This is a genomic window from Oceanicella sp. SM1341, from assembly GCF_003448965.1.
Classification (GTDB): Bacteria; Pseudomonadota; Alphaproteobacteria; order Rhodobacterales; family Rhodobacteraceae; genus Paroceanicella.
In genome coordinates, this window is sequence record NZ_QRGC01000010.1 from 75,075 (window position 1) to 101,312 (window position 26,238).

27 protein-coding genes are annotated in these 26,238 nt (G+C 66.5%); 18 read left to right on the top strand and 9 right to left on the bottom strand.

What is annotated here, in order from left to right; translation table 11 throughout:
* The first annotated feature begins 98 nt into the window (after nt 1–98).
* The 6 genes from D3P35_RS11345 to D3P35_RS11370 all read left to right on the top strand — a co-directional run bounded on the left by D3P35_RS11345 (nt 99) and on the right by D3P35_RS11370 (nt 5,473).
* On the top strand, nt 99–824 hold the full coding sequence (locus D3P35_RS11345) for a response regulator (protein WP_118134840.1): 726 nt from the start codon (nt 99–101) through the stop codon (nt 822–824).
* Entirely contained in the window at nt 821–2,239 is a 1,419-nt protein-coding gene (locus D3P35_RS11350) for an ATP-binding protein (protein WP_232830463.1), read from the top strand. The genes D3P35_RS11345 and D3P35_RS11350 overlap by 4 nt, the downstream gene beginning before the upstream one ends.
* A gap of 165 nt (nt 2,240–2,404) precedes the next feature.
* The gene (locus tag D3P35_RS11355; RefSeq protein ID WP_118134841.1) at nt 2,405–3,337 is read left to right on the top strand and encodes an IS5 family transposase; all 933 of its coding nucleotides are present in this window, start codon (nt 2,405–2,407) and stop codon (nt 3,335–3,337) included.
* Nucleotides 3,338–3,717: 380 nt separating this feature from the next.
* Nucleotides 3,718–4,092 carry a LysR substrate-binding domain-containing protein gene (locus D3P35_RS26525; RefSeq protein WP_198670579.1) on the top strand — a complete coding sequence of 125 codons (375 nt, stop codon included), beginning with the start codon at nt 3,718–3,720 and terminating at the stop codon, nt 4,090–4,092.
* 105 nt (nt 4,093–4,197) lie between these two features.
* Nucleotides 4,198–4,659: a MarR family winged helix-turn-helix transcriptional regulator gene (locus D3P35_RS11365; RefSeq protein ID WP_232830464.1), complete on the top strand. Its 462-nt coding sequence runs from the start codon at nt 4,198–4,200 to the stop codon at nt 4,657–4,659.
* 4 nt (nt 4,660–4,663) lie between these two features.
* Nucleotides 4,664–5,473, top strand: coding sequence for an NAD(P)-dependent oxidoreductase (locus tag D3P35_RS11370; RefSeq protein ID WP_118134842.1), 810 nt, complete (start codon nt 4,664–4,666; stop codon nt 5,471–5,473).
* A 30-nt stretch (nt 5,474–5,503) separates the two neighbouring features.
* On the opposite strand, the gene D3P35_RS11375 is transcribed toward D3P35_RS11370, so the two are convergent.
* The gene (locus D3P35_RS11375; protein ID WP_118134843.1) at nt 5,504–6,157 is read right to left on the bottom strand and encodes a TetR/AcrR family transcriptional regulator; all 654 of its coding nucleotides are present in this window, start codon (nt 6,155–6,157) and stop codon (nt 5,504–5,506) included.
* A 71-nt stretch (nt 6,158–6,228) separates the two neighbouring features.
* On the opposite strand from D3P35_RS11375, the gene D3P35_RS11380 reads away from it, so the two are divergent.
* Nucleotides 6,229–6,963 (top strand): SDR family NAD(P)-dependent oxidoreductase, encoded by a 735-nt coding sequence (locus D3P35_RS11380; protein ID WP_118134844.1) that lies wholly within the window; start codon nt 6,229–6,231, stop codon nt 6,961–6,963.
* An 88-nt stretch (nt 6,964–7,051) separates the two neighbouring features.
* Here the strand turns inward: D3P35_RS11380 and D3P35_RS11385 are convergent, their stop codons facing one another.
* Nucleotides 7,052–7,939 (bottom strand): NAD(P)H-binding protein, encoded by an 888-nt coding sequence (locus tag D3P35_RS11385; RefSeq protein ID WP_232830465.1) that lies wholly within the window; start codon nt 7,937–7,939, stop codon nt 7,052–7,054.
* Nucleotides 7,940–7,964: 25 nt separating this feature from the next.
* Nucleotides 7,965–8,567 carry a nuclear transport factor 2 family protein gene (locus D3P35_RS11390; RefSeq protein ID WP_118134846.1) on the bottom strand — a complete coding sequence of 201 codons (603 nt, stop codon included), beginning with the start codon at nt 8,565–8,567 and terminating at the stop codon, nt 7,965–7,967.
* Nucleotides 8,568–8,590: 23 nt separating this feature from the next.
* Here D3P35_RS11390 and D3P35_RS11395 point away from each other — a divergent pair, with 23 nt between their 5' ends.
* Nucleotides 8,591–9,631, top strand: a complete 1,041-nt coding sequence (locus D3P35_RS11395; RefSeq protein WP_232830466.1) for an AraC family transcriptional regulator — start codon at nt 8,591–8,593, stop codon at nt 9,629–9,631.
* 6 nt (nt 9,632–9,637) lie between these two features.
* Here the strand turns inward: D3P35_RS11395 and D3P35_RS11400 are convergent, their stop codons facing one another.
* Nucleotides 9,638–10,552 carry a LysR family transcriptional regulator gene (locus D3P35_RS11400; RefSeq protein WP_198670580.1) on the bottom strand — a complete coding sequence of 305 codons (915 nt, stop codon included), beginning with the start codon at nt 10,550–10,552 and terminating at the stop codon, nt 9,638–9,640.
* A gap of 115 nt (nt 10,553–10,667) precedes the next feature.
* Here D3P35_RS11400 and D3P35_RS11405 point away from each other — a divergent pair, with 115 nt between their 5' ends.
* The 4 genes from D3P35_RS11405 to D3P35_RS11420 all read left to right on the top strand — a co-directional run bounded on the left by D3P35_RS11405 (nt 10,668) and on the right by D3P35_RS11420 (nt 15,128).
* Nucleotides 10,668–11,390, top strand: coding sequence for an SDR family oxidoreductase (locus D3P35_RS11405; protein ID WP_118134849.1), 723 nt, complete (start codon nt 10,668–10,670; stop codon nt 11,388–11,390).
* Nucleotides 11,391–11,429: 39 nt separating this feature from the next.
* Nucleotides 11,430–11,777, top strand: a complete 348-nt coding sequence (locus D3P35_RS11410) for an Atu4866 domain-containing protein (RefSeq protein WP_118134850.1) — start codon at nt 11,430–11,432, stop codon at nt 11,775–11,777.
* Between the two features lie 1,150 nt (nt 11,778–12,927).
* Entirely contained in the window at nt 12,928–14,007 is a 1,080-nt protein-coding gene (locus D3P35_RS11415; protein ID WP_118134851.1) for an SDR family NAD(P)-dependent oxidoreductase, read from the top strand.
* A gap of 173 nt (nt 14,008–14,180) precedes the next feature.
* The gene (locus tag D3P35_RS11420; RefSeq protein WP_232830467.1) at nt 14,181–15,128 is read left to right on the top strand and encodes an AraC family transcriptional regulator; all 948 of its coding nucleotides are present in this window, start codon (nt 14,181–14,183) and stop codon (nt 15,126–15,128) included.
* Nucleotides 15,129–15,453: 325 nt separating this feature from the next.
* Here the strand turns inward: D3P35_RS11420 and D3P35_RS11425 are convergent, their stop codons facing one another.
* The gene (locus D3P35_RS11425) at nt 15,454–16,524 is read right to left on the bottom strand and encodes a site-specific integrase (protein WP_232830468.1); all 1,071 of its coding nucleotides are present in this window, start codon (nt 16,522–16,524) and stop codon (nt 15,454–15,456) included.
* 178 nt (nt 16,525–16,702) lie between these two features.
* Here D3P35_RS11425 and dusA point away from each other — a divergent pair, with 178 nt between their 5' ends.
* Nucleotides 16,703–17,656, top strand: coding sequence for a tRNA dihydrouridine(20/20a) synthase DusA (gene dusA, locus D3P35_RS11430; RefSeq protein WP_232830469.1), 954 nt, complete (start codon nt 16,703–16,705; stop codon nt 17,654–17,656).
* A gap of 5 nt (nt 17,657–17,661) precedes the next feature.
* Here the strand turns inward: dusA and D3P35_RS11435 are convergent, their stop codons facing one another.
* From D3P35_RS11435 to ccmI, 4 genes are all read right to left on the bottom strand, one after another.
* Nucleotides 17,662–18,336, bottom strand: a complete 675-nt coding sequence (locus tag D3P35_RS11435; RefSeq protein ID WP_118134854.1) for a TIGR02281 family clan AA aspartic protease — start codon at nt 18,334–18,336, stop codon at nt 17,662–17,664.
* 86 nt (nt 18,337–18,422) lie between these two features.
* A complete protein-coding gene (locus D3P35_RS11440) occupies nt 18,423–18,665 on the bottom strand; it encodes a DUF1289 domain-containing protein (RefSeq protein ID WP_118134855.1) in 243 nt (80 codons plus the stop codon).
* A complete protein-coding gene (gene ruvX, locus D3P35_RS11445) occupies nt 18,665–19,153 on the bottom strand; it encodes a Holliday junction resolvase RuvX (RefSeq protein ID WP_232830470.1) in 489 nt (162 codons plus the stop codon). Before ruvX ends, D3P35_RS11440 begins: the two co-directional genes overlap by 1 nt.
* Nucleotides 19,150–20,418, bottom strand: a complete 1,269-nt coding sequence (ccmI, locus tag D3P35_RS26745; RefSeq protein WP_118134857.1) for a c-type cytochrome biogenesis protein CcmI — start codon at nt 20,416–20,418, stop codon at nt 19,150–19,152. Before ccmI ends, ruvX begins: the two co-directional genes overlap by 4 nt.
* A 310-nt stretch (nt 20,419–20,728) precedes the next feature.
* On the opposite strand from ccmI, the gene D3P35_RS11455 reads away from it, so the two are divergent.
* From D3P35_RS11455 to D3P35_RS11470, 5 genes are all read left to right on the top strand, one after another.
* On the top strand, nt 20,729–21,976 hold the full coding sequence (locus D3P35_RS11455) for a sarcosine oxidase subunit beta family protein (protein ID WP_118134858.1): 1,248 nt from the start codon (nt 20,729–20,731) through the stop codon (nt 21,974–21,976).
* A 192-nt stretch (nt 21,977–22,168) separates the two neighbouring features.
* On the top strand, nt 22,169–22,321 hold the full coding sequence (locus tag D3P35_RS26530; protein ID WP_198670582.1) for a hypothetical protein: 153 nt from the start codon (nt 22,169–22,171) through the stop codon (nt 22,319–22,321).
* A 33-nt stretch (nt 22,322–22,354) separates the two neighbouring features.
* The gene (locus D3P35_RS11460) at nt 22,355–22,678 is read left to right on the top strand and encodes a sarcosine oxidase subunit delta (RefSeq protein ID WP_118134859.1); all 324 of its coding nucleotides are present in this window, start codon (nt 22,355–22,357) and stop codon (nt 22,676–22,678) included.
* Complete coding sequence (locus D3P35_RS11465) at nt 22,675–25,674, top strand: sarcosine oxidase subunit alpha family protein (RefSeq protein WP_118134860.1); 3,000 nt, start codon at nt 22,675–22,677, stop codon at nt 25,672–25,674. Before D3P35_RS11460 ends, D3P35_RS11465 begins: the two co-directional genes overlap by 4 nt.
* Nucleotides 25,667–26,230, top strand: a complete 564-nt coding sequence (locus tag D3P35_RS11470; RefSeq protein ID WP_118134861.1) for a sarcosine oxidase subunit gamma — start codon at nt 25,667–25,669, stop codon at nt 26,228–26,230. The genes D3P35_RS11465 and D3P35_RS11470 overlap by 8 nt, the downstream gene beginning before the upstream one ends.
* Nucleotides 26,231–26,238 lie beyond the last annotated feature (8 nt).

Consider the following 26,238-nt stretch of genomic DNA (forward strand, 5'->3'; position numbering starts at 1 on the left):
TGGGCTCGGTGGCGCTTACAAACGGATACAGTTTGGAACGAGCCTTGGGCTAAAAAGGGGATATAGTAGGGAACAAGTTTAACACTGAAGGACTTGCCATGACGCAAGTACCCCACATTGCCGTCGTCGACGATCACCGCGATATCCGCGACTTGGTCTCGAAATATCTGCAGCAACAAGGCTATCGGGTCAGCACTGCAGAAAATGGCACCGGCCTCAGGCGGATCGTCGAGACCGGGGCGCCGGACCTGGTCGTGCTCGACATCATGATGCCGGGCGAGGACGGCCTGACACTCTGCCGGGAACTGCGTTCGCGGTCGGGGCCGGACATTCCTATTATATTCCTGACCGCGCGGAGCGACGAGACAGATCGCGTGATCGGTCTGGAACTTGGTGCCGACGATTACCTCGTCAAACCGTTTTCTTCTCGTGAGCTCGTCGCCCGCATCAAAGCCGTTCTACGCCGGGTGAACAGCCTGCCTCCTCAGCGGGCCGCTCGACGGCCCGGTGTCGTGCGTTTCGACCGTTGGGTACTCAGCCTGTCGCGGCGAGAACTGCAAGGTGACGACGGGGTCGGGATCCCACTGTCAACCGCCGAATTCCGGTTGCTGAAAGTGCTGGTCGAACATCCTGGCATGGTGCTTAGCCGCGATCAGCTTCTGGACTTGACCGTAGGACGTGAGGCCGATCCATTCGACCGGTCCATCGACAACCAGATCAGTCGTCTACGCCGCAAGGTGGAAAGCGACCCGAAATCCCCCACCATCATTCAGACCCATCGCGGCGGCGGATACAGCTTCATGCCGGAGGTCTTCGCAGATTGAACCGCCTAGTGGGCATCCTGCAAAAAAGCGTGACGGCACAGTTGCTCTTGTCGATGCTGGTCGCGCTTTTCGCATCACAGGCGATCGGCTTCGCGATCCTATGGGACTACCTGCAGAGTGACCTGCGCGCGGCTGCCCGAGCGGAACTCGCCAGTCGTGCCGCCGCGGTGGCTCGTTTGGCTCAGACGGTGCCTCCGGACCTGCTGGACGAACTCCTGCCGATCTCCAGCACGGATACCTCGCGTTTCTGGATCTCCAACGACCGACAGGTAGCGATCGAGTCTTGGGTGCAGCAGGCCTTCGAACGTTTTGAGGTGCCGCTTCATGACATCCTCGGAGAAGAGGGGAGGGCCAACGCCGGGTATCGCCTGCCTGCCGGCGTCGATGCAGGTTACTTCATGGAGGGTGCCGAATGGTCGCTTTCCACGGCGGACCGTTCCGAGCTTCCAATCCTTACCCGGTCCCTCGACTTTGCGCGGCAGAATGGGGCCGGTGTGATCGTTCCGATCGGTGACGGACGGGTGCTCAACGCTGCGCATTACAAGAACATCAATCCGGCGCTCTGGCGTACCCATTTGCCATTGTCGCTGGCTCTCACGGCGATACTTGTTTCCCTTGTCGGGGTGTTGACTGTGCGACGCATCGCGAGCCCGCTGCGGCAGTTGACCCGGGCGGCCGAATTGTTGGGTCGAGGCGAGCAGGTATCAGCGTTAGCGGTACATGGACCCGAGGACATCAGGCGCACGACCGTCGCTTTCAACAGCATGCAGGAGCGACTCCAACGCTTCGTGGCGGACCGCACCCGCATGCTGGCCGCAATCGGCCACGACCTACGCACCCCGCTCACGACTCTTCGCTTGAGGGCGGAATTGGTCGACGACGCCGAATTGCGCGACCGGATGCTTGCAACCATCGACGAGATGCAGGCGATGACCGAAGCCACTCTTTCCCTCGTCAGCCAGGACACGAGTAGCGAACCGACGCGGACCATCGACCTGACGGCTTTGGTCGAAAGCGTGTGCGACGATCTTGCCGAAATAGGACATCCTGTCCGTTTCGTGCCCGGAGAGAGGCAGGACTACCGTTGCCGTCCAGAGGGACTGAAACGTGTTCTGCGCAATCTGATCGAGAATGCGGTCCGCTATGCCGGCGGCGCCGACGTCCGGCTTGTCACCGACGAAAAGGGTGTGACCATCTTCGTCGAGGACGAAGGGCCGGGTATTCCTTTCGGCGACCTAGAGGAAGTCTTCACACCATTCTTCCGCCTTGAAGAGTCGCGGTCGCGGGAGACCGGGGGAATTGGCCTTGGCCTCTCGATCGCCCGCGCAATTGCCCGTCAGCACGGCGGCGACATCGTCTTGACCCAGCGCGATCCCGGCCTGAGGGCCGCCCTTGTTCTGCCGCAGGCGGCTTGAACTCGGAGCCTCGACAATCTGTCTCTTGCCCGTTTCAAGTGGGATATCGGATACTGGATCATCGGCAGGTAGTGACGATCAATCCGATCCATGGAGCCGCTGGGCTTTGTTGCGCAAAGGCTGAAGGGGATTCATCTCACGAATCCAGCGTGGTAGCTGGCTTGCATGAGCAGACCCATGCCGCCGAGCTACAAGACCCAGAACTGGCCGGCCTACAACGAAGCGCTGAAGCAGCGCGGCTCCCTGACGATCTGGTTCGATCCGGACATGGTGTGGGTGCCGCCGCCAACCGGCAGGCGAGGCAGGCAGCCACAGTATAGCGATGCCGCGATCCAGACGTGCCTGACGATGAAAGTGCTATTTGGCATGCCCCTCAGGCAGACGACCGGCTTCGTGGAGAGCCTGCTCCGCCTGGTCGGCCTCCACTGGGCGGTGCCGGACTTCAGCACCTTGAGCCGGCGCCAGAAAACCCTGTCCGTGTCCATCCCCTACAGAGGCTCGCACGGGTCGCTGAACCTGCTGATCGACAGCACAGGCATCAAAGCGGAGGGCGAAGGCGAGTGGCATGCGCGCAAGCATGGCGGCGCGAAACGCCGTCTGTGGCGCAAGATCCACATCGGCGTCGACGAACAGACGCTGGAGATCAGAGCTATCGAGATCACTGGCAGCAACGTTGGTGACGCGCCGATGCTGCCCGAGCTGCTTGATCAGATCCCCGCTGAGGTGGAACTCGGCTCTGTCACCGCGGATGGTGCCTACGACACCCGCAAGTGCCATGACGCCGTCGCCGACCGTGGCGCCTATGCAGTCATACCGCCACGCAGGAACGCGAAACCGTGGAAGCCTTCGACGCCCGGCGCCATCGCCCGGAACGAGGCACTGCGCACATCGAAATACCTCGGCCGTGCAATCTGGAGAAAATGGAGCGGATACCACCGCCGTAGCCGCGCCGAGACGAAGATGCATTGTGTGAAGTCACTGGGGCAGAGCCTCATGGCACGTGACTTCGATCGCCAAGTTGCCGAACTCCAGATCCGCGCTGCCGACCTGAACGGCTACACCGCGCTCGGCATACCTGTCACCGAGCCCATGGGGTAAGTGCGTCTGGGGAAAGGGGAGGTCCGGGCTCCACGCTCTTTGCGCAACAAAGCCGAGCCGCTGGTGAAACCGGCAGATGTCCTTGGGGTGTCGCGCTCTAAGCTGATCCATGCCATCACCGGGCTGAAGTCGAAGCTGTGCGACTGCCCGCTCATCCGCGCGACCTGAAGCGTTTCGCCCACCCAGGCAAGGGCCGACCTGCTCGACCGGCTCGGTTCGATTTTTCGGGATCTGTACGACGCGCTCGACGCGCTGTCAGCGGCGCGCGGCAGGCCGAGCGGTCTTCTGCGGATCAACGCCAACAAGAGCGGCGCCCGCATCCTGCTGCGGCGGTTGTCCCGCTGTCCCTTGCGCAATGACCGGAGGTCGAACTTGATCTGGTGTCCGAAGGCTGGCTCGTCGATATCGTGGGACAGGGGTTCGATGCCGGTGTCCAGGCAGCGCCTGCCCAGTGGCAAACGCTATCGCTCGGAGTTCTCGAGGAGGAGCAGCGAGGTCGGTCTGGACGGTCACGGCACGCAGACCCTGGACGACAACGACCTACTGGCAGAGGCCGCCGCGGCGGGGAGGGCATCGCCTATCTGCCCGAGCATTTCGCCGAGCCCTTCCTGGGCGACGGGCGGCTGTGCACGGTTCTGGAGGATTGGTGCCCGCCGATCGACGGGCTGGCGCTGTATTCCCCCCTGAACCGGCACATGCCCTCGGCCTTGCTGGCCTTTGTCGACACGCTAAGGGCCGTGAAACCGGAGATGTAAGTCTGGGGCGGTATGTCGCGATGCCGATTAAGGGGCCGGCCCTTGACATTCGTTCGCTACCTATCAATTATCGCATGGTAGCGAACATTATGAGTGGGCGGACCGATGACCGAATCCGACACGATGACCGGGGCCGATGAAGACGCAGCAGTCGGCGCATGGGCGAAACGCTGTTACATGGCGGGGCGGGCGGTGATGGATGCCACCCTGCGGCCCTTCGATCTGGGTTCGACCCAGTGGTATGTACTTTGGCATCTGGCGCAGTCGGGCCCGACCGTGCAGCGTGATCTGGGGCGGAAGCTGGAACTCGAACGCGCGACGCTGAGCGGCATCGTGACAACGCTGGTGCGCAAGGACCTGGTGGCGCAATCCGCCGACGGCACGGATCAGCGCCAGCGCCTGCTGTCCCTGACCCCGGCGGGGCATGCGCTGTGGCAGGAGCTTCCGGACCTGACCTTCATCCATGACGCGGCCTTCGGCGGCGCCGATCCCGCCGATCTTGAAACCGCCGCCCGGGTCCTCCGGGCGGCCACAGAGAACCTGCAATCCCTTCTGAAAAAGGACTGATCCCATGACGATCCTGATCACCGGTGCCACCGGCCTTGTCGGCGCGCGCCTGAGCCCCCGGCTGCGCGACGCGGGCCACGACTGCCGCCTTCTCCTGCGCGAGGGCAAACCCTGCCCGGACGGGTTCACAGCCGCGCGTGGTGATATACTCGATCCCAGCTCCCTGGCAGAGGCGGTACAGAGCGTGACGGCTGTCGTGCACCTTGCCGCGGTGTTCCGCACAACGGACACTGACATGATCTGGAAGAGCAACCTCGACGGCACCCGCAACCTGATCGCGGCGGTTCAAGCCCATGCGCCCGACGCCCGGTTCATCCTATCGAGTACCAGCCACGTCTACGACGCGGACAATCCGCATCCAGGGCAGGAGAGCGACCCGGTCGATCCGCAACACGCCTATCCTGCAAGCAAGGTGGCGGCCGAGACCGCGCTGCGCGAGAGCGGCCTGACCTGGGCGGTCCTGCGTTTTCCCTTCGTCTACGGGGACGGCGACGGGCATCTGGAGGCGCTGCCCAAACATGTCGGAGACTGGCACCCGGCGCAGCGCATGAGCACGGTTCACCATCGCGACATCGCCACGGCGGTGCTACTTGCGCTGGACGGCAGGTTTGACGGCCGCGTGGTGAACATCACCGACGAGGCGCCGCTGTCGGTCTTCGAGCTTGTCAGCCTCTCGGGGGCGAAGATGGAGCCGAAGGCCGAGCCCCTGAGCAACCCGTGGTATCTGCATGTCGACGGGTCGCTGGCCCGCAGCCTCAGCTTCACGCCGACAGTGCGAACGGTGCACCAGGCCCGGCAGGAAGGGCTGCTGTAGCCGGTCAGGGCAGGGCGGAGATGGCCAGCGTCACCCGTCAGAACGCTTCGGACCGCTTGAAAAAGCGGACCTGAGGTAGGCGCTGGAAAGCCGGGTGAGCTCGATGTGAAATCCCGGCAGGAGCATGGCAGAGTTCGTGTCTTCGAGAATCTGCCGAGTGCCGCCCGTGACGACGGCAACCCAGCAGGTCACGACCTCGTCGGGTGGGGCGGCACGGACCTCCGGGCAGCGGCGCAACATCTGCGCCGCTGCATCCTGAAGCCTGACGATTGTGCGGGAGACCAGCGCGCTCATCTCGAGGTGCGACGAGGCCAGATAAAGCGCGCGGGCCTTTTCGGGGTCGCCCGTCTTCGCCGCGAAATACGTCTCGACGAACAGCGCTGCGCAGTCGTCCAGCGTAGGCCGCTCGGCCGCGGCGCAGGCCTCTTCGATCTGGCAGGCAACCTGATCCAGAAGCTGCTCGACCAGCGCGTAGAGCAGTGCCTCCTTGCCGGGGAAGTACTGGTACAACGTGCCGATCGACACCCCGGCGCGCGTCGCCACGTGGTTCGTGGTCAGTCGGGCCAGCCCTTCGCTCAGCAAAACCTGAGCCGTCGCTTCGAAGATGGCGTCGACAGTCGCCTTGGCACGGGCCTGAACGGGGTTCTTGCGGGGCTTTAACCGTGTCGGCGGGATGAGCGTCATATGCGAGTAACCAAGCTGAGGGTTTGCTCATATATCTGCTTCTCAACGCAAGACAGCAAGAGGAGAGCGATATGGCTCAGAGCACAGGACTTGTCGTCCTCGTCACCGGGGCGAACAAGGGCATAGGGTTTGAGACTGCGCGTCAGATCGGTCTGGAAGGCCACACGGTCCTGATCGGTTCGCGCGATGCAGGTCGCGGCGACGAGGCTGCGGGCCGGCTCGGATCAGAGGGGATCGACGCTCGACCGATCGCGCTAGACATCCGGGATGCGACGTCCCGAGACAGCGCGGCCGAGCAGATCCGGTCGACCTTCGGTCGCCTCGACGTCCTGGTGAACAATGCCGGAACCGGCGTAGTCGGGGATGGTCCGCCGGGCGCGGCCGACCTGGCGCAGGTCCGCGACCTGTTCGAGGTGAATTTCTTTTCGACGCTCGAGATCATCCAGAGCATGCTCCCGCTGCTCAGGAAGGCGCCGGCGGGCAGGATCGTGAACGTCTCCAGCGGTCTTGGCTCCCTGTCCCGTCACAGCGACCCGGATTGGGAGTTCGATGCCGTTCGCCTTACGGGCTACAACTGCTCCAAAGCAGCCCTGAACATGGCGACCATCCTGCTGGCCAAGGAACTTGCGGGGACCGGGATCGCGGTCAATTCCGTCGCACCGGGGTTTACGGCCACCGATCTGAACGGCGGCGGGCCAGGCGCACAGTCGCCCCGGGAGGGCGCCCGCGCCTCTGTCGCGGCAGCGCTGCGGGCCGATGGCACGACCGGCGGTTTCCTGACCCATGACGGGATCGAGCCTTGGTGACCCGTGGCGGGGCGCCAAGGCAGGTGCGGTCGGAGCCCGACCGCGCCTGTGGAGTATGCTATGATCTCGCACTCGGGGCGAACCAAGGCTAGATTTCTCCGATTAGCGTGCGGAACTCGCGGTCGCACCATTCGCGAAATGTGGTCGGGGTTGTCCGACGCGAGGCAGTCATGTCGAGGGTGTCGATCCCCTCATTCTTGGCGGTCAGCATCTCCACGTAGGCCTGCGCCATGCCCTCGCTTGCACCGAGTCCTCGCATCATCTCCTCGAATTGCGACATGCTTATCTCCACCGCCTTGACCGGACGGCCCAGAGCCTCTGACAGAATGTCTGCCATCTCGTCGAACGACAGGTCCTCCGGACCCAGGAGCGGAAGCTCCTGGACATCCGTCCAGCCGGTATCGAGCAGGAGATCCGCCGCGATGCGTGCCACGTCGGACTTGGCGACATGCGGCAGCTTCTTGTCGCCGGGTGTCGGCTGGTAGAACATGCCCGTGGCCCGGATGGGTTCGATCTGCCGCGCGAAGTTGTCCATGAGGGAGGCGCAGGTCAGGGCGCGCAGGTGCACGCCCGTCCGAGCGATCATGTCGTCGACCTCCAGCGTCGCGGTGACAAGCCCGGCAGGCTTGGGCCAACCGCGGCCGAGGGCGGAGATGGTGACCACCTGCGTGACCTCCGACCCCGGAAGAGCGTCGCAAAAGGCCTGCGAGACCCCACGGTAGGCGGCTCTCGCGGATGGGAGGCTCGGGTCACCGGGGGGCAGCCAGAACACGCGCGTCACGCCCGGCAGCGCCTGCGCGATGGTGTCAGCGTCTGACATCGACCCCTGAATGACGTCTATGCGGTTGTCCATCGACAGTTTGAGTGGATCACGCGCGATGACGCGGACATGTGTGCCGGCGTCGAGCAGCCGGCCAAGCACGCGGTGACCGATGTCTCCGGTGGGAGTGGTCAACAGGATCATATTGTCTTCCATTGTCTGTGTGTCTTAGGCGCGATGGTCAGCGATCGCTTGGCACAAGGTCTGTAAGCGCCCGTCCCGTCGAGAAATCGATTGGGACCGAAACGTGATCGTGCAGTACCAGCCAGCGGCCGTTCACCCGGCGCAGGACGTTCGTTTCCCGCGTCCACATGTCGACGAAAGGGCCGTCTACAATTGTGCCTTCCAAGCGCGTCAACCCACGCACGGTCGCCAGATCACCCTGCTGATAGACAGTCAGATCGTCGATCGAAACGACAAGATCGTCTTCGAACATCTCGAAGAAGGCGACCCAGTTCTGCCGCCAGATCGCCTCGCCATCGAACGCCATCGCAAGACCGTCTTCGGTAGGCGCGGCCATGAGATCGTAAGAATAGATGTCTTCGACGTAGAAGGACATCATTCGCTCGAGGTCTTGTGCCGCGAAAGCCTCCAGCCAGTCGGCGCGGGCGGCGGCAACCTCGTGGGCAGCGGCTGCATCTTCGGTAGCCTCGGACACGATGACCTCGAAGGGCAGGTCCATCTGGGCGTCCTGCGCCTGCAGCGGGGAACCGATGAAGACAGCCGCGGCAAATGCGGCGATGCAGAACCGGGCGCGGGCGGGAAAGGGATGAGGTTCGTTCATTTCGGGTCTCCTTGTGATCTACGATGCCCAGATATGGCTTTTCCTCGAACTATTTATGTGAGACTGTTCGCAAAAATGTCGCGATCGTTCAGGACTTGTCGATGGCAGAAGTTTTGTTCGACCCGCTTTCAGACGTGCTTGAGCTGCTGAGACCACAAGATTGCGTCGCGGCGGGCCTGGATGCCGGCGGCAACTGGTCCATTGGTTATGCACCACATGCCGGCCTGAAGTGTAACGCGGTCATGAAAGGCGGTTGCTGGCTGACGCTCGAGGGGGCCGGTTCACGCATCTGGCTGGGAGAGGGGGATTGCGTGATGCTACCGCATGGCAAGGGCTTCGTGCTGTCCGCGCGGGGCGCCCGTCAGGGGGAACCTGCCGAAGCGGTCCACTCCACACCGTCGCACGGAGCGACCGCGACGCTGCGCGGCGGCGGCGACTTCTTCATGACGGGCGCGCGATTCCTGCTGTCGGGATTGGCCTCGGACATCCTCTTGGCGTCGCTTCCGGACGTTGTCGTGATCCGCTCCGGCGCCGACGACCGGTCCGCCAGCGGAGAGACGGTCCGCTGGGCAGTTACACGGATAACTGCGGAACTTAGATCGCGCCGTCCGGGCAGCGCCCGTTCAATCGAGCATCTGTCACATATATTACTGATCGAGCTCATGCGGTGCCACCTCGAGGAAGGGCAGGAGGGTCATTTCGGATGGACGGCCGCGCTTTCGGACCCCTACATCCGCCGTGCCCTAGCCGCGATGCAAGGCGACCTCGCCCGTTCATGGACGGTTGCCTCACTTGCCGAGGAAGCAGGCCTCTCGCGCACAGCCTTCGCGGTCCGCTTCGCGCGTCTGGTTGGGCAGACGCCGATGGGCTACCTCACCCTGTGGCGGATGCTCTGGGCGGCGCAGCGAATAGATCGCGCCGGGCTGACAATCGCGGTGGCTGCCGCCGAAGTCGGCTACGCCTCCGAGAGTGCGTTCACGGCGGCATTCAAGCGGACCTTGGGCCAGACGCCCCGACGGTTCGTCAGCAGGCAGTCGAAGCCCCTCCCGGTGACGAGCGCCTGACCGCCATTACGTGGCGCGTGAACCGCCGTCCTTCCCTGGATGCCTGAAGCGCCGGACGTGGTCCACCAGCGCCCGCAGCTTGGGGGCCATGTTGCGCCGCTGCGGGAAATAGAGAAAGAAGCCCGGAAAGGGCGGAAGGAACCTTTCCAGCAGCGGAACGAGCGCGCCGTTGTCGAAATGTTTGCGCAGGCAGTCCTCGGGGGCGAAGGTGATGCCGGCCCCGGCAATGGCCATGCGGATCATCAGGCGCAGGTCGTTGGTGGTGAAGGTCTGGTTCACCGCCACGTCGAAGGGTTGACCGTTCTCGACGAATTCCCAGCGATGCGGGGCAAGCTCGGGCGCGCGCCGCCAGCCGATGCAGCGGTGGTCGACCAGCTCACGCGGGTGGTTCGGCGCATCGTACCGCGCCAGATAGGCCGGAGAGGCGGCGGCGCGCTCTTGCTGGTCGCCGCCGACAGGCACCGCGATCATGTCCTTCTCGATCACTTCGCCCAGCCGCACGCCGGCATCGAAGCCATGGGCGACGATGTCGAATTCCCCGTCCGTCACCGTCACGTCCACCGTTATCTCCGGATGGCTTTGCACGAAGCCTGCCAGAAGCGGGCCCGACAGGAACGGCTCGGCGATTGAGGTGGCGGTAAGCTTGAGGTGCCCGTGCGGCACGTCCCGGGCCTGGGCGGCTTCCAGCGCCCCGCCGATCTCGGTCAGCGGCGACTGGAGGGCGGCGACCAGCGCCGCCCCCGCCTCGGTCAGGTGGACCGAGCGGGTGGTGCGCAGGACAAGCGCGGTGCCAAGTTGGTCCTCGAGCCGCCGGATCGACTGGCTGACGGCAGAGCGCGTTACCCCCATCCGGTCGGCGGCGGCGCGGAAATTCCGCTCTTCGGCGACGGCGAGCAGAAGCGGAAGAAGGTTGAGGTCCATGGCAATTGTCCAGTCATGCTAACCACCGCATAAACCTCGGGCGGTCTACAGGCGACAGTCAATCGCCGCCACCTTCTGTTCGGTCGCAAGACAAATCGAAACGAAGGAGCCAGATATGGACAAGGTCATTCTCATCACCGGCGCCTCCAGCGGCATCGGCGAAGGCATCGCGCGGGCCCTGGGGGCGACAGGTGCCAGGCTGCTGCTCGGCGCCCGGCGCACCGACCGGCTTGCCGCGATTGCAGAGGACATCAACGCCAGCGGCGGTACCGCCGAATATTGCGCGCTCGACGTCACCAGCCGCGAGGACATGGCCGCCTTCGCCGCCACCGCCATCGGCCTCTGGGGCCGGATCGACGTGCTGGTGAACAACGCTGGCGTGATGCCGCTGTCGCCGATGTCCGCAGGCAAGCACGACGACTGGGAGCGCATGGTGGACGTGAACGTCAAGGGCGTGCTCTGGGGCATCGGCGCGGTCCTTCCGGCGATGGACCGTCAGAATGCCGGACAGATCATCAACATTGCCTCCATCGGAGCTCTGAATGTGGTGCCCACGGCGGCCATCTATTGCGGGACAAAAATTGCAGTGCGGGCGATCTCGGACGGGCTGCGGCAGGAGAGTCCCCACATTCGGGTGACCTGCGTGAATCCCGGCGTTGTCGACAGCGAACTGGCGCAGACGATCACGCATGAAGAGACGATGGCCTTCATGGAAGAGTATCGCGCAATCGCCCTTCAGCCTGCCGATATCGGTCGGCTTGTCCGCCATGTCATCGAAAGCCCTGAAAATGTGGCCGTGAACGAGATCACCGTGCGCCCTCAAGGGCAGCAGGGATGAGCCGGGACGTACCGGCCTCCGCAACAGAAAGGAAAACGGATGACAAGAACCAGATCTGCATTCCGTAGCGCCCTTGGCGCCAGTGTAGTATTCGGACTGACCTCGCAGGCACCGGCCGACATCCGGGGTTCGGCGGCCGGCGAAAGCGCCTCTCATCCCTATGTCGGGATGTGGCACACCGACGACGACAGGGTCCGCCACGAGCTTTTGCCCAACGGGCGCTACGACGAAGCGCGCGGCACCCGCGAGAGCGCCTATCAGGGGCGCTACGAGGTGAAGGGAAACTATATCCTGTATTGGGATGATACCGGTTTCACCGCCGATGGCACCTTCGTGGACGAGAATACGCTCCACCATGGCGGTATGATCCTCCGTCGGCAAGGTTAACCCCCTGACACGCAATGCGTCTCCTCAGAGCAGATTACTTGCGCCGGTCTCGCTCGCCGTTCCTGCGAATAGGCTACCATGCTCTACGAATTAAAGGCCGCTGGGAAGGGCGATCGGGTTGCCGATCTCAGAGCTTAGAACGAGTATGAGCTCAATTCGCTCAAGCTGACTAAACGCGGCACCACCGGGATCGACCATGCGTCCTATCGCGTCTCTTAGCCCGCAAGGCTGGAATGGCAGGTGACTCTTTTTCACTCGGCCAGCAGGAGCCGTTGCGACTCGATCAGCCGAAAATCCGGCGCGGATGGCCCGAAGAGTACCTTTTTCGAAGCGCGGGGAGCAATCAAGTGGTGAGAAGCGGACCGGCGACAGCGCGCACCGAGGGCAGGCATAACACTCAACATATCCTGTCAGCCTTGCCCGAGCTTCGTGACCGTTGTCTGTTCGTCCATGAACCGCGGGGCTGAGCTTTGACGTCGAGACGATCGACCGAGCGGTGCTGGAGAACCGCTAGCCCTCCTACAGGACCGCGATTAACCCGCGCGGTGAGCTTCCGGCACTGAGTCCACACGACGGCATCATCATCATCACTGAGACCACCGCGATCTGCAGCCATTTCGACGAGGTGGCGGCGTATGGCCGGCGAGACCTTTCAGGAACGGGCCGTAATCCGAATGTGCACCCACCGCTTGTTTCGCGAGACCGTTCTGCTCAACGTCTTCTGGTGTCACGGCATCGAAAAGGCCTGTCGCGGGCAGTGCGTCCAGAAAACCCGATGCAGAGTGGAGTCATCTTCTGTTGGAAGACCAGGGACTAATCCGTCTGGACGAGCGTATGGATGGGAAGACTTTCGCCGCCAGAGACGGCCCGACCATGGCCAACATCATGCTCTCCGGTTTCTTGTAGCCAGCATTGCCAAGGGTGAAATCCCATAGCTGTTTCATGCTCGATTGTGGAACATGACAGCGTGATACGACCGCATGTCTGAGCGCGAACCTCGACGGAGGTGATAGATGTCTCCCGCCCGGTGTGGAGTGTTGACCCGGCGGCCTATCGCCAGTCGGAGAATCAGGCAAGTTTTCCGGGGTATCCGGCATCGTAGCCGTGAAGGACGGTTTCTACCTTGGGTCTCAAGCCAAGGAGACCAGCCATGCAGCGGAAATTAGGTCGCGGTTCCGTGCCGTTATCATCGTCAAACGAACGACCGGGGCTGTCGCGCCGGCGGTTCCTTCAATCCTCGGCGGTCGCCGCCGGGTCGACCCTGCTGGTCGGATGTTCGTCGCCCTCGCAGGCTCAGGACTGGGGTGTGGCGAACATCCCGTCCCAGGCGGGGCGCTATGCCCTGGTGACCGGCGGCAACGGCTATCCGATGGGCGATATCAGCGGCCTGGGCTATCACACGGCGTTGCAGCTCGCCCGGGCGGGTGCGGATGTGACCATCGCCTCCCGCAAGGCGGATCGCGGCGCCGAGGCCGTGCGCCTTATCCGCGAGGCCGCGCCGGATTCGGAGGTTCGGTTCGAACAGTTCGACCTGACCGATCTGGCCTCGGTGAACGCCTTTACCGAGCGCATGAACAGCGAGGGCAGGCCACTCGACATGCTCGTGAACAATGCCGGTGTGATGGGACGGCTCTCGATGGAGCTGAGCGAGGACGGCCACGAGCGGGTGTTCGCGACCAACACGCTGGGCCATTTCGCGATGACGGGGCAGCTGATGCCGCTGATGCGCGACGGGTCGCAGACAAGGGTGGTCTGGGTGTCGAGTTCCCGCGCATCGCGCGAGCCTCTGGATTTCGAGACCATGCGGCTGCCCGACCCCTACGATTACGGCGCCGCCTACAATTACACCAAGCTCGCCGCCATGGAACTGGCGATCGAGATGGAGCGGCGGAGCAGGGCGGCGGGCTGGGCCATCACCAGCGTCGCGGCCCATCCCGGCGTGGCGCGGACGCACCTTATCCCCGACGGCCCCGGACCCAACAGCATGGAGGGGCGGCGCCTCAGGACCATGGGCGCGATGTTCCCCCCGGCCGAGGAGGGCGCGGTGCCGCTTCTTTTCGCGACCACTTGGCCCGAGGCGCAGGGCGGCCACTACTACGGACCGACCGGCGGGCCAATGAGAAGCGGCCCGCCGGGAGAGAACGACATGCGCGAGGCGGCGCTCGATCCCGAGGCGAGTGCCGCGCTGTGGACCTGGCTCGAGGAGCTCAGCGGAGGCAGCTACGGCTGATCCCGGGGTGCCTTCCACGACGGCTGGTGGGCCGGACGCCGGCCCGTTGCCGCCCGCTGTCACCAAGATGTGCTGATCCGGGCGGTTGATGGCGATGCGTAACAAGATGGCGCGATGCTATGGTTGTGATGAAACGCAACTGCAGTTCAGTGGAATCGCGCATGTCTCAGGCTTTGGACGAGACCACCCGGCAGGGCCCGGCCCGGACCGGGCGCACACCGGCTTGGCTCATGTCGGCTGCTCTCGATTTCATCGAGTCGCGGGGCGGCGGCCAGGGCCGGTTCAGCACGCCGCTTCCCGGTATCCACATCGTGCGCGCATTCCAGGACAGGCTGCCCATCCACAATCTCTACAAGCCGTCGCTCTGCGTTGTGCTCAGGGGCAACAAGGAAATCTACTTCGGCGACACCTGCCTGCACTATGCCGAGATGCAGTGCCTTTTGGTGAGCGCCGAGATCCCCGCCAGCGGCAGGATGGTGGGTGCATCGGTCGCCGACCCCTACATCGGGGTGATGATCGACTTCGACGTCGCCGAACTCAGAGACGTGCTGCGCAAGATCGAGAGCCCGCCGGTGCCGCCCGTCGAGCCGGTGCCGTGCGTCTTTGTGGGAGAGGTCGATCAATTCCTCGCGGATTGCGTGGCCCGGCTGTGCAGGATGACCATGATGCCGGACCCGGTGCCCGTGCTCTACCCGGCTGCGATGCGCGAGCTCTATTATTTTCTTCTGACCGGACCCTATGGCAGCGAGGTGGCGAAGATCACGTTGCCTGAGAACTATGCCGAACGGATTGCCCGGTCCATTCACTTCATCCGCGGCCACTACAGCGAAACCCTGAGGGTTGAGGACCTCGCGAGGAAGTGCGGCATGAGTTCGTCTTCATTCTACCATCACTTCAAGGAGATAACCTCGATGAGTCCGGTCCGGTACCAGAAGCACCTGCGGCTGATAGAGGCCCGCCGGCTGATGGTTACGGAGGGCGCGAGCGTTTCTCAGGCCGCGCATCACGTCGGCTACGAGAGCGCGTCGCAATTCAGCCGGGACTATGGCCGGACCATTGGATGTCCGCCAAAACGGGACGTCGCGAACTTCAAGGCGCTGCTCGCCGCCGGATCAAGGTGAGCCGATCGGAAGCGGAGGCTCGCGGGCGTCGCGACCTCCCATTTCATCTTCACTGTCATCTACATAGGCCGCCCGGGGCGCGTGATGCCACGTCACTGCGTGGCTATGGCAGACGAAGGCGCTCAGCAACGGTGACCTGTCCCCCTTTAAAGCCTGCACTTACGGATTGGTGCTGTTTAGGATTTGATGTGCTGGACCGTGAGCAAGCCAGCTGCGACCAGCCAAAAAACATGTTAGTCCTCATATGGAAAATTTCATCGCCGTGACGCAGGGACAGTTCGACAAGGACTGAAAGGCCGCTTGCAACCTAAGACGGCGCGCGGACTTACTCTTGGTTGATAGCGTGTCGCAGGGTCAGCCAGTCTGCATATTTGTCGCGACTTTCTCGTATGTGCGTGTAACGCTTTAGGCTGGTCCATGACCTGTGTCCGCTGACCGCTGCGACATGGGGAATGTTCCAACCCATCTCGAACAGCCGAGAAATGCCTTCGTGGCGCAGATCGTGGAAGTGCAGATCTTCGATCCCGAGCAGCTTGCAAGCGCGTGTGAAGTTGGCCGTGATCGCGTCCGGGGAGTAGGGGAAGATCTCAGCCTTGCTCTTGCGCATACTGTCGATGATCTGAATGGCCTCCTTGGGCAAATCGACCCAAGTATTGTTGCCGAGCTTTTCGCCGGGATGCTTCATGTCACGGACCAGAATGCGTTTGTGCTCTTTCTGGAAGTCATCCCAGGTGAGACGGGTGATCTCTGCCTGTCGGCGCGTCGAGAAGAGAGCGAAAACGATCACCTTGTGCATGGGCATGGCCTGCGGTGCTCTTTCGCGCCGATCAATGAAGTAGGTCAGCAGCCGGTCGAGTTCATCAAGGGTGGGTCTACGGTTTCGCTGCGCGGAACGGGAGATGATCCCCATGCGGCGCGCGACCGTGATCGCGTCTCTCATTTCCCGGTCATCCAGGCGAAAGTCCCACATCGGTCGTGCTATGGCGAATATGGAGGCGAGATGGCTCGCGTAGTTCCCGACTGTTTGAGGTTGTCCGGGCAATGACTGAAGAAACTCGATGATATCCTTCGACTTGATGGTGGAACAGGGCAGATCGGCGATCGGGTAGGTGGCGATGGTCCTGAGGACCTGCGCCTTTGTGCGACCGATGTCCTTCACCGTCTCTTCAGTGTAGCGCTCGATCGCTTTGCACAGCGGAGGGTCGCATGCGTTCAGCCCTTCCAGGGCACCAGGTTTTGCTAGCTCTTTCTCGCGTTTCTTTATCCAGGCGGCTGCTGCTGGGCGTCTGTCAAAAGTCTTCGTCTCGTGATAGACGGTGCCTTCGCGCATCACTCGTACGCGTGCCCTGTAGCTGTGACTTCCATCCTTGCGTTTGCGTGTGGTGATCGAGCCCATGATGGTCCCCCGTTTGGTCCACGAAATTGTATTTGGTCCACAGGACCAAATCCAGGGTCAAAATCGACGGGTTTGGTCCATAATGAGCGGAAATGCGACGAACTGTAGGTGTCTCTAAGTGGCTGATAAAATTAAAAAACGAGACATATCAAGGGCCGCCCGCCTATCCGTCGCCCCGATGATGGACTGGACCGACCGGCATTGCCGCTACCTGCACCGGCTGATGAGCCGGGAGGTGGTGCTCTACACCGAGATGATCACCGCGGCCGCGCTCATCCACGGAGACCGGGAGCGGCTGCTGCGCCATGACGCCTGCGAGCACCCCGTGGCGCTGCAGATCGGCGGGTCGGAGCCCGACGCGCTGGCCGAGGCCGCGCGCATCGGGGCCGCGGCCGGATATGACGAGATCAACCTCAACGTCGGCTGCCCGTCGGACCGGGTGCAGTCCGGCGCCTTCGGGGCCTGCCTGATGCGCGAGCCCGATCTGGTGGCGCGCTGCGTGGCCGCGATGATCGCCGCGGTGCCCGGCGTGCCGGTGACGGTGAAATGCCGCATCGGGGTGGACGAGCAGGACCCGGAAGTGGTGCTGCCCGATTTCCTCGCCCGCGTGGCCGACGCCGGCTGCAACGCCTTCACCATCCATGCCCGCAAGGCCTGGCTGGAGGGCCTGAGCCCGAAGGAAAACCGCGACATCCCGCCGCTCGACTACGGCATCGTGCACCGGATGAAGGCGCGCTTTCCGCAGCTTCACATCTCGCTCAACGGCGGCATCACCGCGCTGGACACGGCGGCGGACGCGCTCGCGGCGGGGCTCGACGGGGTGATGATCGGGCGCGCCGCCTACCACGATCCCGGCCGCATCCTGCCGGGCATCGACGCGCTGGTGACCGGCCGGCCCGGCGGCGGCCGGGGCCCGGAGGAGGCTGTGCTCGCCATGCTCGACTACATCGAGGCGGAATGCGCCGCGGGCACGCGGCTCAACCAGATCACCCGGCACATGCTGGGGCTGTTCTCCGGCCGGCCCGGGGCGCGGCAGTGGCGGCGCATGCTCTCGGAGGGTGCGCACCTGCCCGGCGCCGGGCCGGAACTGGTGCGCGACGCCCTCGGCTGCGTGGAGAGCCGCGCCGCCTGAGCGCGTTACTGGCGGATCAGGATGCGGTTGCCGCGGATGGTGGTCTCGTAGAGGCCCTCGAGAAAGCTCATGCCCAGCAGTGAGGATTGCAGCTTGCCTTCCTCGGCCACGGCGCCGCGCACCTCGCGCAGCTCGACGTCGCCGATGCGCACGGAGGAGAGCACCACGGGGGCCACGTAGGAGCGGCCGTTCGCGGTGGTGACGGGGATGGTGTATTGCAGCCCGCTCATGTCGAGGCCGATGCGCTCGGCATCGTCGTGGCGCAGCAGCACCAGCGAGGCGCCGGTGTCCACGAGCAGGGCGACGGAGCGGCCCTCCACCTCGGCGATGGCGCGGAAATGCCCGTCCCAGGCGCGGACCAGCTCCACCTCGCCGGCGCTCGCGGCAAGTGCTGCGGTGGGCGCGGGGGCTGCGGCGAAGGCGCGGGCGGTCTCCTCGATGCGCTCGCGCCAGATCAGCGCCGTGGCGAGACAGGCGAAGACCCCGGCCCAGGCCAGCACGCCGCGGGTGACCCGCCGCGCCGCCTGGAGCTGGAACAGCATCGCCGAGAGCGCGGCGCCGGCCAGCACCGCGGCGAAGAACACCAGCGGCGTCTGCGCCTCGTGCGCCCCGTTTCCGTTGCGTATCGCAAGGAAGGTGAGCGCCAGCGCCAGCGACAGGATCAGCGGGAGTTGCAGCATCGCGGGGGGTTCCGTCTCGTTGCCTCGGATCGCCTCGCGCAAGAGACTAGCGCGGATGCGCCGGGCTGACGAGTCCGGCCGTCGCGTCAGTCGCCCCGGCGCGCGCGGCGGCGGGCGGAGGGGCGGTTTTCCGGGGCGCGCAGCGCGGCGCGGCGGGAGGGGAGCTCCTCCATGATGCGCCGGCGCTCCGCGGCCGGCAGGGCAGACCAGCCGGCGATCTCGTCGAGGCTGCGCAGGCAGCCGGTGCAGATCTGCGCGCCGGGGTGGATCACGCAGATCTTCACGCAGGGGCTCTCGATCTCGGCGCGTTTCCAGACCTCGTCCGACATCACCCCTCCTGCCGGGAGAGGAAGGCCAGCCGGTCGAGCACGCCCTGCAGGATGTAGGAGGCAGCGACATTGTCGATGATCTCGGCCCGGCGGCGGCGCGAGGTGTCGTTGGCGATGAGCATGCGCTCGGCCTCCACCGTGCTCAGCCGCTCGTCCCAGAAGGCGATGGGGATCTCGGTGAGGCGCGAGAGGTTGCGCGCGAAGGCGCGGGTGGACTGGCAGCGCGGACCCTCGGAACCGTCCATGTTGCGCGGCAGGCCGAGGATGAGCCCGCCGATGCGCCGCTCGGCGGCGAGTGCGAGCAGGGCTTCGGCGTCGACCCCGAATTTCTTCCGCCGGATGGTGGTGAGCGGCGTCGCGATGGAGCGCAGCGTGTCGGAGACCGCGATGCCGATGGTCTTGTCGCCGAGGTCGAGCGCGAAGAGGGCCGCACCGGGCGCGAGCCGGGGGGCGAGCCCGGCCACGTCCTCGAAGATCTCCGCGTTCACTGGCCCGCCTCCGCCACGCCGGCGGCTTCGGCCGCGGCGCGCAGTTCGGTCATCGCCTCGGGGTTGGAGGCGAAGGTGTCGCGGGCCTCGGTCCAGATGGCGGCGGCGCGCTCGGTCTCGCCCAGCACGCCGAGCGAGCGGATGAGCCGGGCCCATTCCTGCGGGCTGCCGCCCTCGGTGGCGAGGCGCTGCGACAGGCCGTCGACCATGCCGCGCACCATCTCGGTGCGGGCCTCGGGGTCCATGTCGCGGGCGTTGCGCATGGCCTCGGCATCCGGACCGGGCAGGGCGCCCTGCGCGCCGGGCAGGGGCGCATCCGTCGCTGGCGCGTCCGGGATCTGCGGCATCGCACGGCCGAGAGCCTCGGCCAGCGGCGGGAGCTGGCGGGCGATGGCCTGGATCCAGGGCGCGTCCGGCGGGCCCTCGCGCAGCAGCGCGGTCCAGAGCTGCCAGGCGCCATCGGGCCGGCCGTTCTGCGCCATGGCGAGGCCGGCGTAGTAGCGGGCGGCGGGGTCCGCGGGGTCGGCCTCCAGGGCGGCGGCGAGAGCCTGCTCGGCCTCGGGAGAGACATAGCCGTTGGCCGCGAGGATCATCAGCTCGGCGAGGTCGGCGTATTCGCGCACGCTCGCCCGGTCACCGGCGAGCTCGACCACCCGCGCCTGGGCCACGCGGGCCTCGGAATAGCGGTGCAGCTGGGCGAGGGCGCCCACCAGCAGGCGGTGGCCGCGCTCGTCGTCCTGGCGCTCGGAGAGCACGGCGCGCAGCTTGCCGACGAGGTCGGTGAGCTGGGCGGTCTCCTCGGTCTGCGGGGTCTCGGGGGTGAGACCGGCCTCGGCGAGCATGGCCTCGATCCGGTCCTGCCCCGGGCGGGCGGCCTGGCGCTCGGCCAGCGGCTGGTCGCGCAGCGCCGGCGTGCCGAGCCGGGCGTAGAGGCCCACGGCACCGAGCCCCACGATCACCACCAACCCGAAGGCGAGCGCGCGAGAGATCCCGGCAGGTGCGCGCACGGGGCCGGCTTGGCCGCGCGCCGCGGCGGTGTCGGCGGCGAGCAGGCGGCGGCCGACCTCGGCCCGGCTGGCCTCGGCCTCCTCGGCATCGAGCACGCCGCGGGCGCGGTCACGCTCGATCTCGGCCATCTGGTCGCGGTAGACGCGCTTGTCGTACTCGGCGCGCGCCTCCGCATCGCGCGCCCGGCCGAGCAATGGCCGCGCGATCCACGCGAGCCCGAGCAGGGTTATCACTGCGATGCTGAGCCAGAGCGCCATGTCTCTCCCAATCCGCCCCGGGGGGCCATGCGTCGTGTTCCGTCGCGCGCGAACCTATCCTTCCGCCTGTCCGCCTTCAATGCACGAACGCGCCATCGGGCGGGGGCGCGAACGCCGCATCCCGGCTGCGCGCGCAGCCCGGCCGGTGCGGCCGGGCTGGTCCTGTCGGGTTTGGCGGGCGGAGTGCCGGAAAGCGGCGCCTGCCGCCGGCGCCCGGCTGGTACCACATCGGATGCGGCCCGCGCCGCGAGAGGCTTGCGCAACCTGCCCGCGCGCGGGAGGATCGCCGCGCCTAACAGGGGAGTCGCTCATGCGCCGCTATTCCGTCTTCGCCATTGCCCGGGAGGCCATGCGCTACCATCAGGGCTGGGAGCGCGCCTGGCGCTCGCCCGACCCGAAGGCGGAATACGAGGTGATCGTGGTGGGAGCGGGCGGCCACGGGCTGGCCACGGCCTATTACCTCGCGAAGAACCACGGCGTGAAGAATGTCGCGGTGCTGGAGAAGGGCTGGCTCGGCGGTGGCAACACCGGGCGCAACACCACCATCATCCGCTCCAACTACCTGCAGGACCCCTCGGTGGCGATCTTCGAGAAGGCGCGCAGCCTCTATGAAGACCTCTCCCAGCAGCTCAACTTCAACATCATGTTCAGCCCGCGCGGCGTGCTGATGCTCGCCCAGACCGAGCACGAGCTGCGCGCCTACCGCCGTGCCGAGCACGCCAACCGCCTGCAGGGCATCGAGACCGAGATGGTCTCCACCGCCCGGGTGAAGGAGCTCTGCCCGATCCTCGAGACCGGCGGCCCGCGCTACCCGGTGCTGGGCGGGCTCTGGCAGGCGCGCGGCGGCACCGCCCGGCATGACGCGGTGGCCTGGGGCTATGCGCGTGCCGCCTCCGACCTCGGGGTGGACATCATCCAGCAGTGCGAGGTGACCGGCATCGACACCGCCGGCGGCCGGGTGCGCGGGGTGCAGACCAGCCGCGGCGCCATTCGCTGCAAGAAGCTCGCCATCGTGGTGGCCGGGCACTCGGGCGTGCTGGCGGAGATGGCGGGCTTCCGCCTGCCGGTGGAATCGGTGGCGCTGCAGGCGCTGGTGTCCGAGCCGATCAAGCCGGTGATCGACGTCGTGGTGATGGCCAACACCGTGCACGGCTACATGAGCCAGTCCGACAAGGGCGAGCTGGTGATCGGCGGCGGCGCCGACGGGTTCAACAACTACACCCAGCGCGGCTCCTTCCAGCACATCGAGGAGACGGTGAGCGCGCTGGTCGAGACCTTCCCCATCATCAGCCGGCTGAAGATGCTGCGGCAATGGGGCGGCATCGTCGACATGACCGGCGACCGCTCGCCCATCATCGGCCGCACCCCGGTGGAGGGCATCTTCGTGAACTGCGGCTGGGGCACCGGCGGGTTCAAGGCCATCCCCGGCTCGGGCTGGGGCATGGCCGCCACGGTGGCGAAGGGCGAGCCGGACGCGCTCTCCGGCCCCTTCGGCCTCGAGCGCTTCGCCGAAGGCCGGATGATCGACGAGAGCGTGGCCGCCGCGGTGGCGCACTGAGGTGCCGCGGTTGCGGACGGCAGGACGAGCCGGGCACCGCCCGGCAGGCAAGTCCGGGCAGGGCCCGGCTGGGAGACGAGGCGGCAGCATGGGGGCAGGCGATATGAGGCGCGGTCGGCAAACCGGTGAGGCGGAACCACTTTCCGTTTCGTGCGTTGGGATGTGCAACGGTAACGAGACGGAGAAAAACTCATGGCTACCGGTAATCGCGGTTCCGGACTGTCGTTCATCGTCGGCGCGCTTGTCGTCGCGGTGGTGGGGCTCGGCTTCTACGCCTACAACGGCGGCTTCGAGAAGCAGGATGCCGACATCACCATCGACCTGCCGGACGTCGACACCCAGTGACATGCGGCGCGGCCCCGCCTCGCGGAGGCCGTCATGCTGATCCTCACCTGTCCGTGCTGCGGTGTCACCGGTGAGGAGACCGAATTCCACCCGGGCGGCGAGGCGCACCTGAAGCGCTTCGGCCCGGGCTCGGAAGACGGCGAATTCACCGCCTATCTCTTCGACCGCAAGAACCCCCGCGGTGTGCATTTCGAGCGCTGGCGCCACGCGTTCGGCTGCGGCAAGTGGTTTCACGCCGCGCGCTGCACCGCCACGCTGGAGGTGTTCGGCACCTATTCCGCCCGGGTCTCCGCGCCGCCCGAGGAGATCCTCGCCATGATCCGCGCCCGCCGCCCCGGCTGGGAGGCTTCCGCATGAGCGCGCGTCTGCCCCGCGGCGGGCTCTTGATCGACCGCCAGTTCCCGGTCTCCTTCCGGGCCGACGGGCGCAAGCTCTCCGGCTATCGCGGCGACACGCTCGCCTCCGCCCTCATGGGCGCGGGCGAGATGCTGATGGGCCGGTCCTTCAAGTATCACCGCCCGCGCGGTCCGGTCGCCTCCGGCCCGGAGGAGCCGAACGCGCTCTACGGCATCGGCAGCGGGGCGCGCTTCGAGCCCAACCAGCGCGCCACGGTGACCGAGCTCTTCGAGGGGCTGGAGGCACGATCGCAGAACCGCTGGCCCAGCCTTGCCTTCGACGTGGGCGCGGTGAACGCGAAGCTCTCCCGCCTGTTGCCCGCCGGGTTCTACTACAAGACCTTCATCCACCCCCGCGCCGCGTGGAAGCACCTGTTCGAGCCGGTGATCCGCCGCTCCGCCGGCCTCGGCCGCCCGCCGCGCGAGCCGGACGCCGACCGCTACGAGCAGGTGCATGCCTTCTTCGACGTGATGGTGGTGGGCGGCGGCATCGCCGGGCTCGCCGCCGCGCGCCAGGCCGCCGCGGGCGGGGCGCGTGTGATGCTGGTGGAGCAGGCCGCGCACTGGGGCGGCCGGGCGCTGGTCGACGGGCCGGAGATCGATGGCTTGCCCGCCGCCGACTGGGTCGCGGCCGAGGTCGCCGCGCTCGCTGCGCGCGGGAACGTCACCCTGCGCAGCCGCTTCGCCGCCGCGGCGGTGAACGACCACGGCTATGTGCTGGGCGTGGAACGGCTCACCGACCATGCCCCGGGTGCCGAAGCGCCGCGCCAGCGCCTGTGGCGCATCCGGGCGGGCAGGGTCGTCACGGCCACCGGTGCCATCGAGCGGCCGCTGTCCTTCCCGGGCAACGACGTGCCCGGCGTGATGCTGGCCTCCGCGATCCGCGATCATCTGGCGCTCTACGCCGTCTCTCCCGGCGCGCGCACCGTGCTGCTCACCAACAACGACGACGGCTACCGCACGGCCATTGCGCTGAAGAAGGCCGGGCTCGACGTGCCGGCCATCGTCGACGTGCGGGCGAACCCGAGCTCGCAGCTCGTGGCCGATGCGCGCGCCCTCGGCCTGCGGGTCGAGTTCGGCCGTGCCCTCTCCGGCGTGAAGGGCGTGAAGCGGGTCGAGGCGGTGCAGCTCTGCGCGCTCGCCGGCCAGGGCTCGGTGATCGAGGAGATCGCCTGCGACGCCGTGGCGATGTCCGGTGGCTGGTCGCCGGTCGTGCACCTCTGGTCGCACTCGGGCGGCAAGCTCGGCTGGGACGAGGCGAACGCGATGTTCATTCCCGATCCGGACCGTCCGCCCACCGGGGCCGACGGGGCGGGCTTCGTCCTCGCCGCCGGCACGGCCGCGGGGAAGCTGCTCACCGGCGAGGTGCTGGCGGACGCGGCGGCCATCGGCCGTCGCGCGGCCGAGGAGGTGGGGCAGCGCCCCGGCGACGAGGCCGTTCCCCGTGCCGACAGCACGGCCGAGGCGCCATTGCTGCCGGTCTGGATCATGCCGTTGCATGCCGGGCCCGAACTGCGCGCCAGGGCCTTCCTCGACTACCAGAACGACGTGAAGGTCTCCGACGTGCAGCTCGCCGCGCGCGAGGGTTACGAGAGCGTGGAGCACACCAAGCGCTACACCACGCTGGGCATGGCGACGGACCAGGGAAAACTCTCCAATATCAACGGGCTGGCGGTACTTGCTGACACGTTGGGTCAACCGATCCCGCAAGTGGGCACCACCACGTTCCGCCCGCCCTATACCCCGGTGTCCTTCGGCGCGATCACCGGCATGGCGCGCGGCCCGCTCTTCCGCCCGGTGCGCCGCACCACCACCGACCCCTGGGCCGAGGCCGTGGGGGCGGTGTTCGAGCCGGTGGGCGACTGGCGCCGGGTCTACGCCTGTCCGCGCGCCGGCGAGAGCACGGAAGATGCCGTGGTGCGCGAGGTGCTCACCGTGCGCGAGGCGGTGGGGGTGCTCGACGCCTCCACGCTGGGCAAGATCATCGTGAAGGGGCCCGACGCCGGAAAGCTGCTCGACCTCGTCTACACCAACGTGATGTCGACGCTGAAGCCCGGCCGCTGTCGCTACGGGCTTATGTGCACCGAGAACGGCTTCGTCTTCGACGACGGCGTCGTGGTGCGCCTCGATGCCGGGACCTTCCTGTGCCACACCACCACCGGCGGCGCCGAACGGGTGCACGGTCACCTCGAGGAGTGGCTGCAGACCGAGTGGTGGGACCTGCAGGTCTACACCGCGAATGTCACCGAGCAGTTCGCCCAGTTCGTGGTGGCCGGTCCGAAGGCGCGCGGCGTGCTCGAGGCGCTCGGCGGCATGGATGTCTCGCGCGAGGGGCTGCCGTTCCTCAGCTCCGCCGAGGGCGTGCTCGGCGGCTTCCCGGTGCGCGTGCACCGGATCTCCTTCTCGGGCGAGCTCTCCTTCGAGGTCGCGGTTCCGGCCGCGCGGGGTGCCGAGCTCTGGGAGCGGCTGATCGGGCTCGGTGCCGTGCCCTACGGCACCGAGGCGATGCATGTGCTGCGCGCCGAGAAGGGCTTCATCATCGTGGGCGACGAGACCGACGGCACCGTGACCCCGCACGATCTCGGCATGAGCTGGGCGGTGTCGAAGAAGAAGCCCGATTTCATCGGCAAGCGCGGGCTGGAGCGCAGCTACCTCGTCGGCGCCGGGCGCAAGCAGCTCGTGGGACTGGAGACGGTGGATCCGAGCGACCAGCTCCCCGACGGTGCGCATGCCACCTCCGGGACGCGGCCCGACGGGCGGCCGCGGGCCATCGGCCACGTCACCTCGACCTACCGCTCGCCCACGCTGGGGCGGCCGATCGCGCTGGGGCTGATAGAGGACGGGCTGGCGCGGATGGGCGAGGTGATCGACTTTCCGGTGTCGTCTTCGCTCACCATGCATGCCCGCATCGTCTCGCCCTGCTTCTTCGACAAGGAAGGGAGCCGCCAGGATGTCTGACATGGCACAGGCCGCGCTGCGCCGCTTTTCCGGCGAGGCGCTGATCGAGGAGGCCGGGCCCACCGGCATGGTCACCCTGCGCGGCACGCTGCGCTCGGGCGCCATCCTCTCGGCGGTGCAGGGGGCGGTGGGCCTCCGGGTGCCCGAAGTCCGGCGGGCGGAGAGCGGGCCGCGCGGCTCGGTGCTGTGGATGTCGCCGGACGAGCTGATGCTGATCTGCGAGGCCGGGGAGGCGGCGGGCATCGCCGCCGGCATTACCGAGCGGCTGGCGGGCGAGCATTTCCTTGCCCTCGATCTGTCGTCCGCACGCAGCCGGTTCCGCATCTCCGGCGCCGGCGCGCGGGAGGTGCTCGCCAAGGGCGCGCCGGTCGACCTCGCACCCCGGGCCTTCGGGCCGGGGGACCTGCGCCGCACCCGGCTCGGCTCTGTCGCCGTGGCCTTCTGGTGCACGGGGCCCGACATGTTCGAGCTGATCTGTTTCCGCTCGGTGGCAGATCATGTCTACGAGTGGCTGTGCCTCGCCGCGCGGCCGGGCGGGCGCGTGCACCTCTACTGAACCCGCGC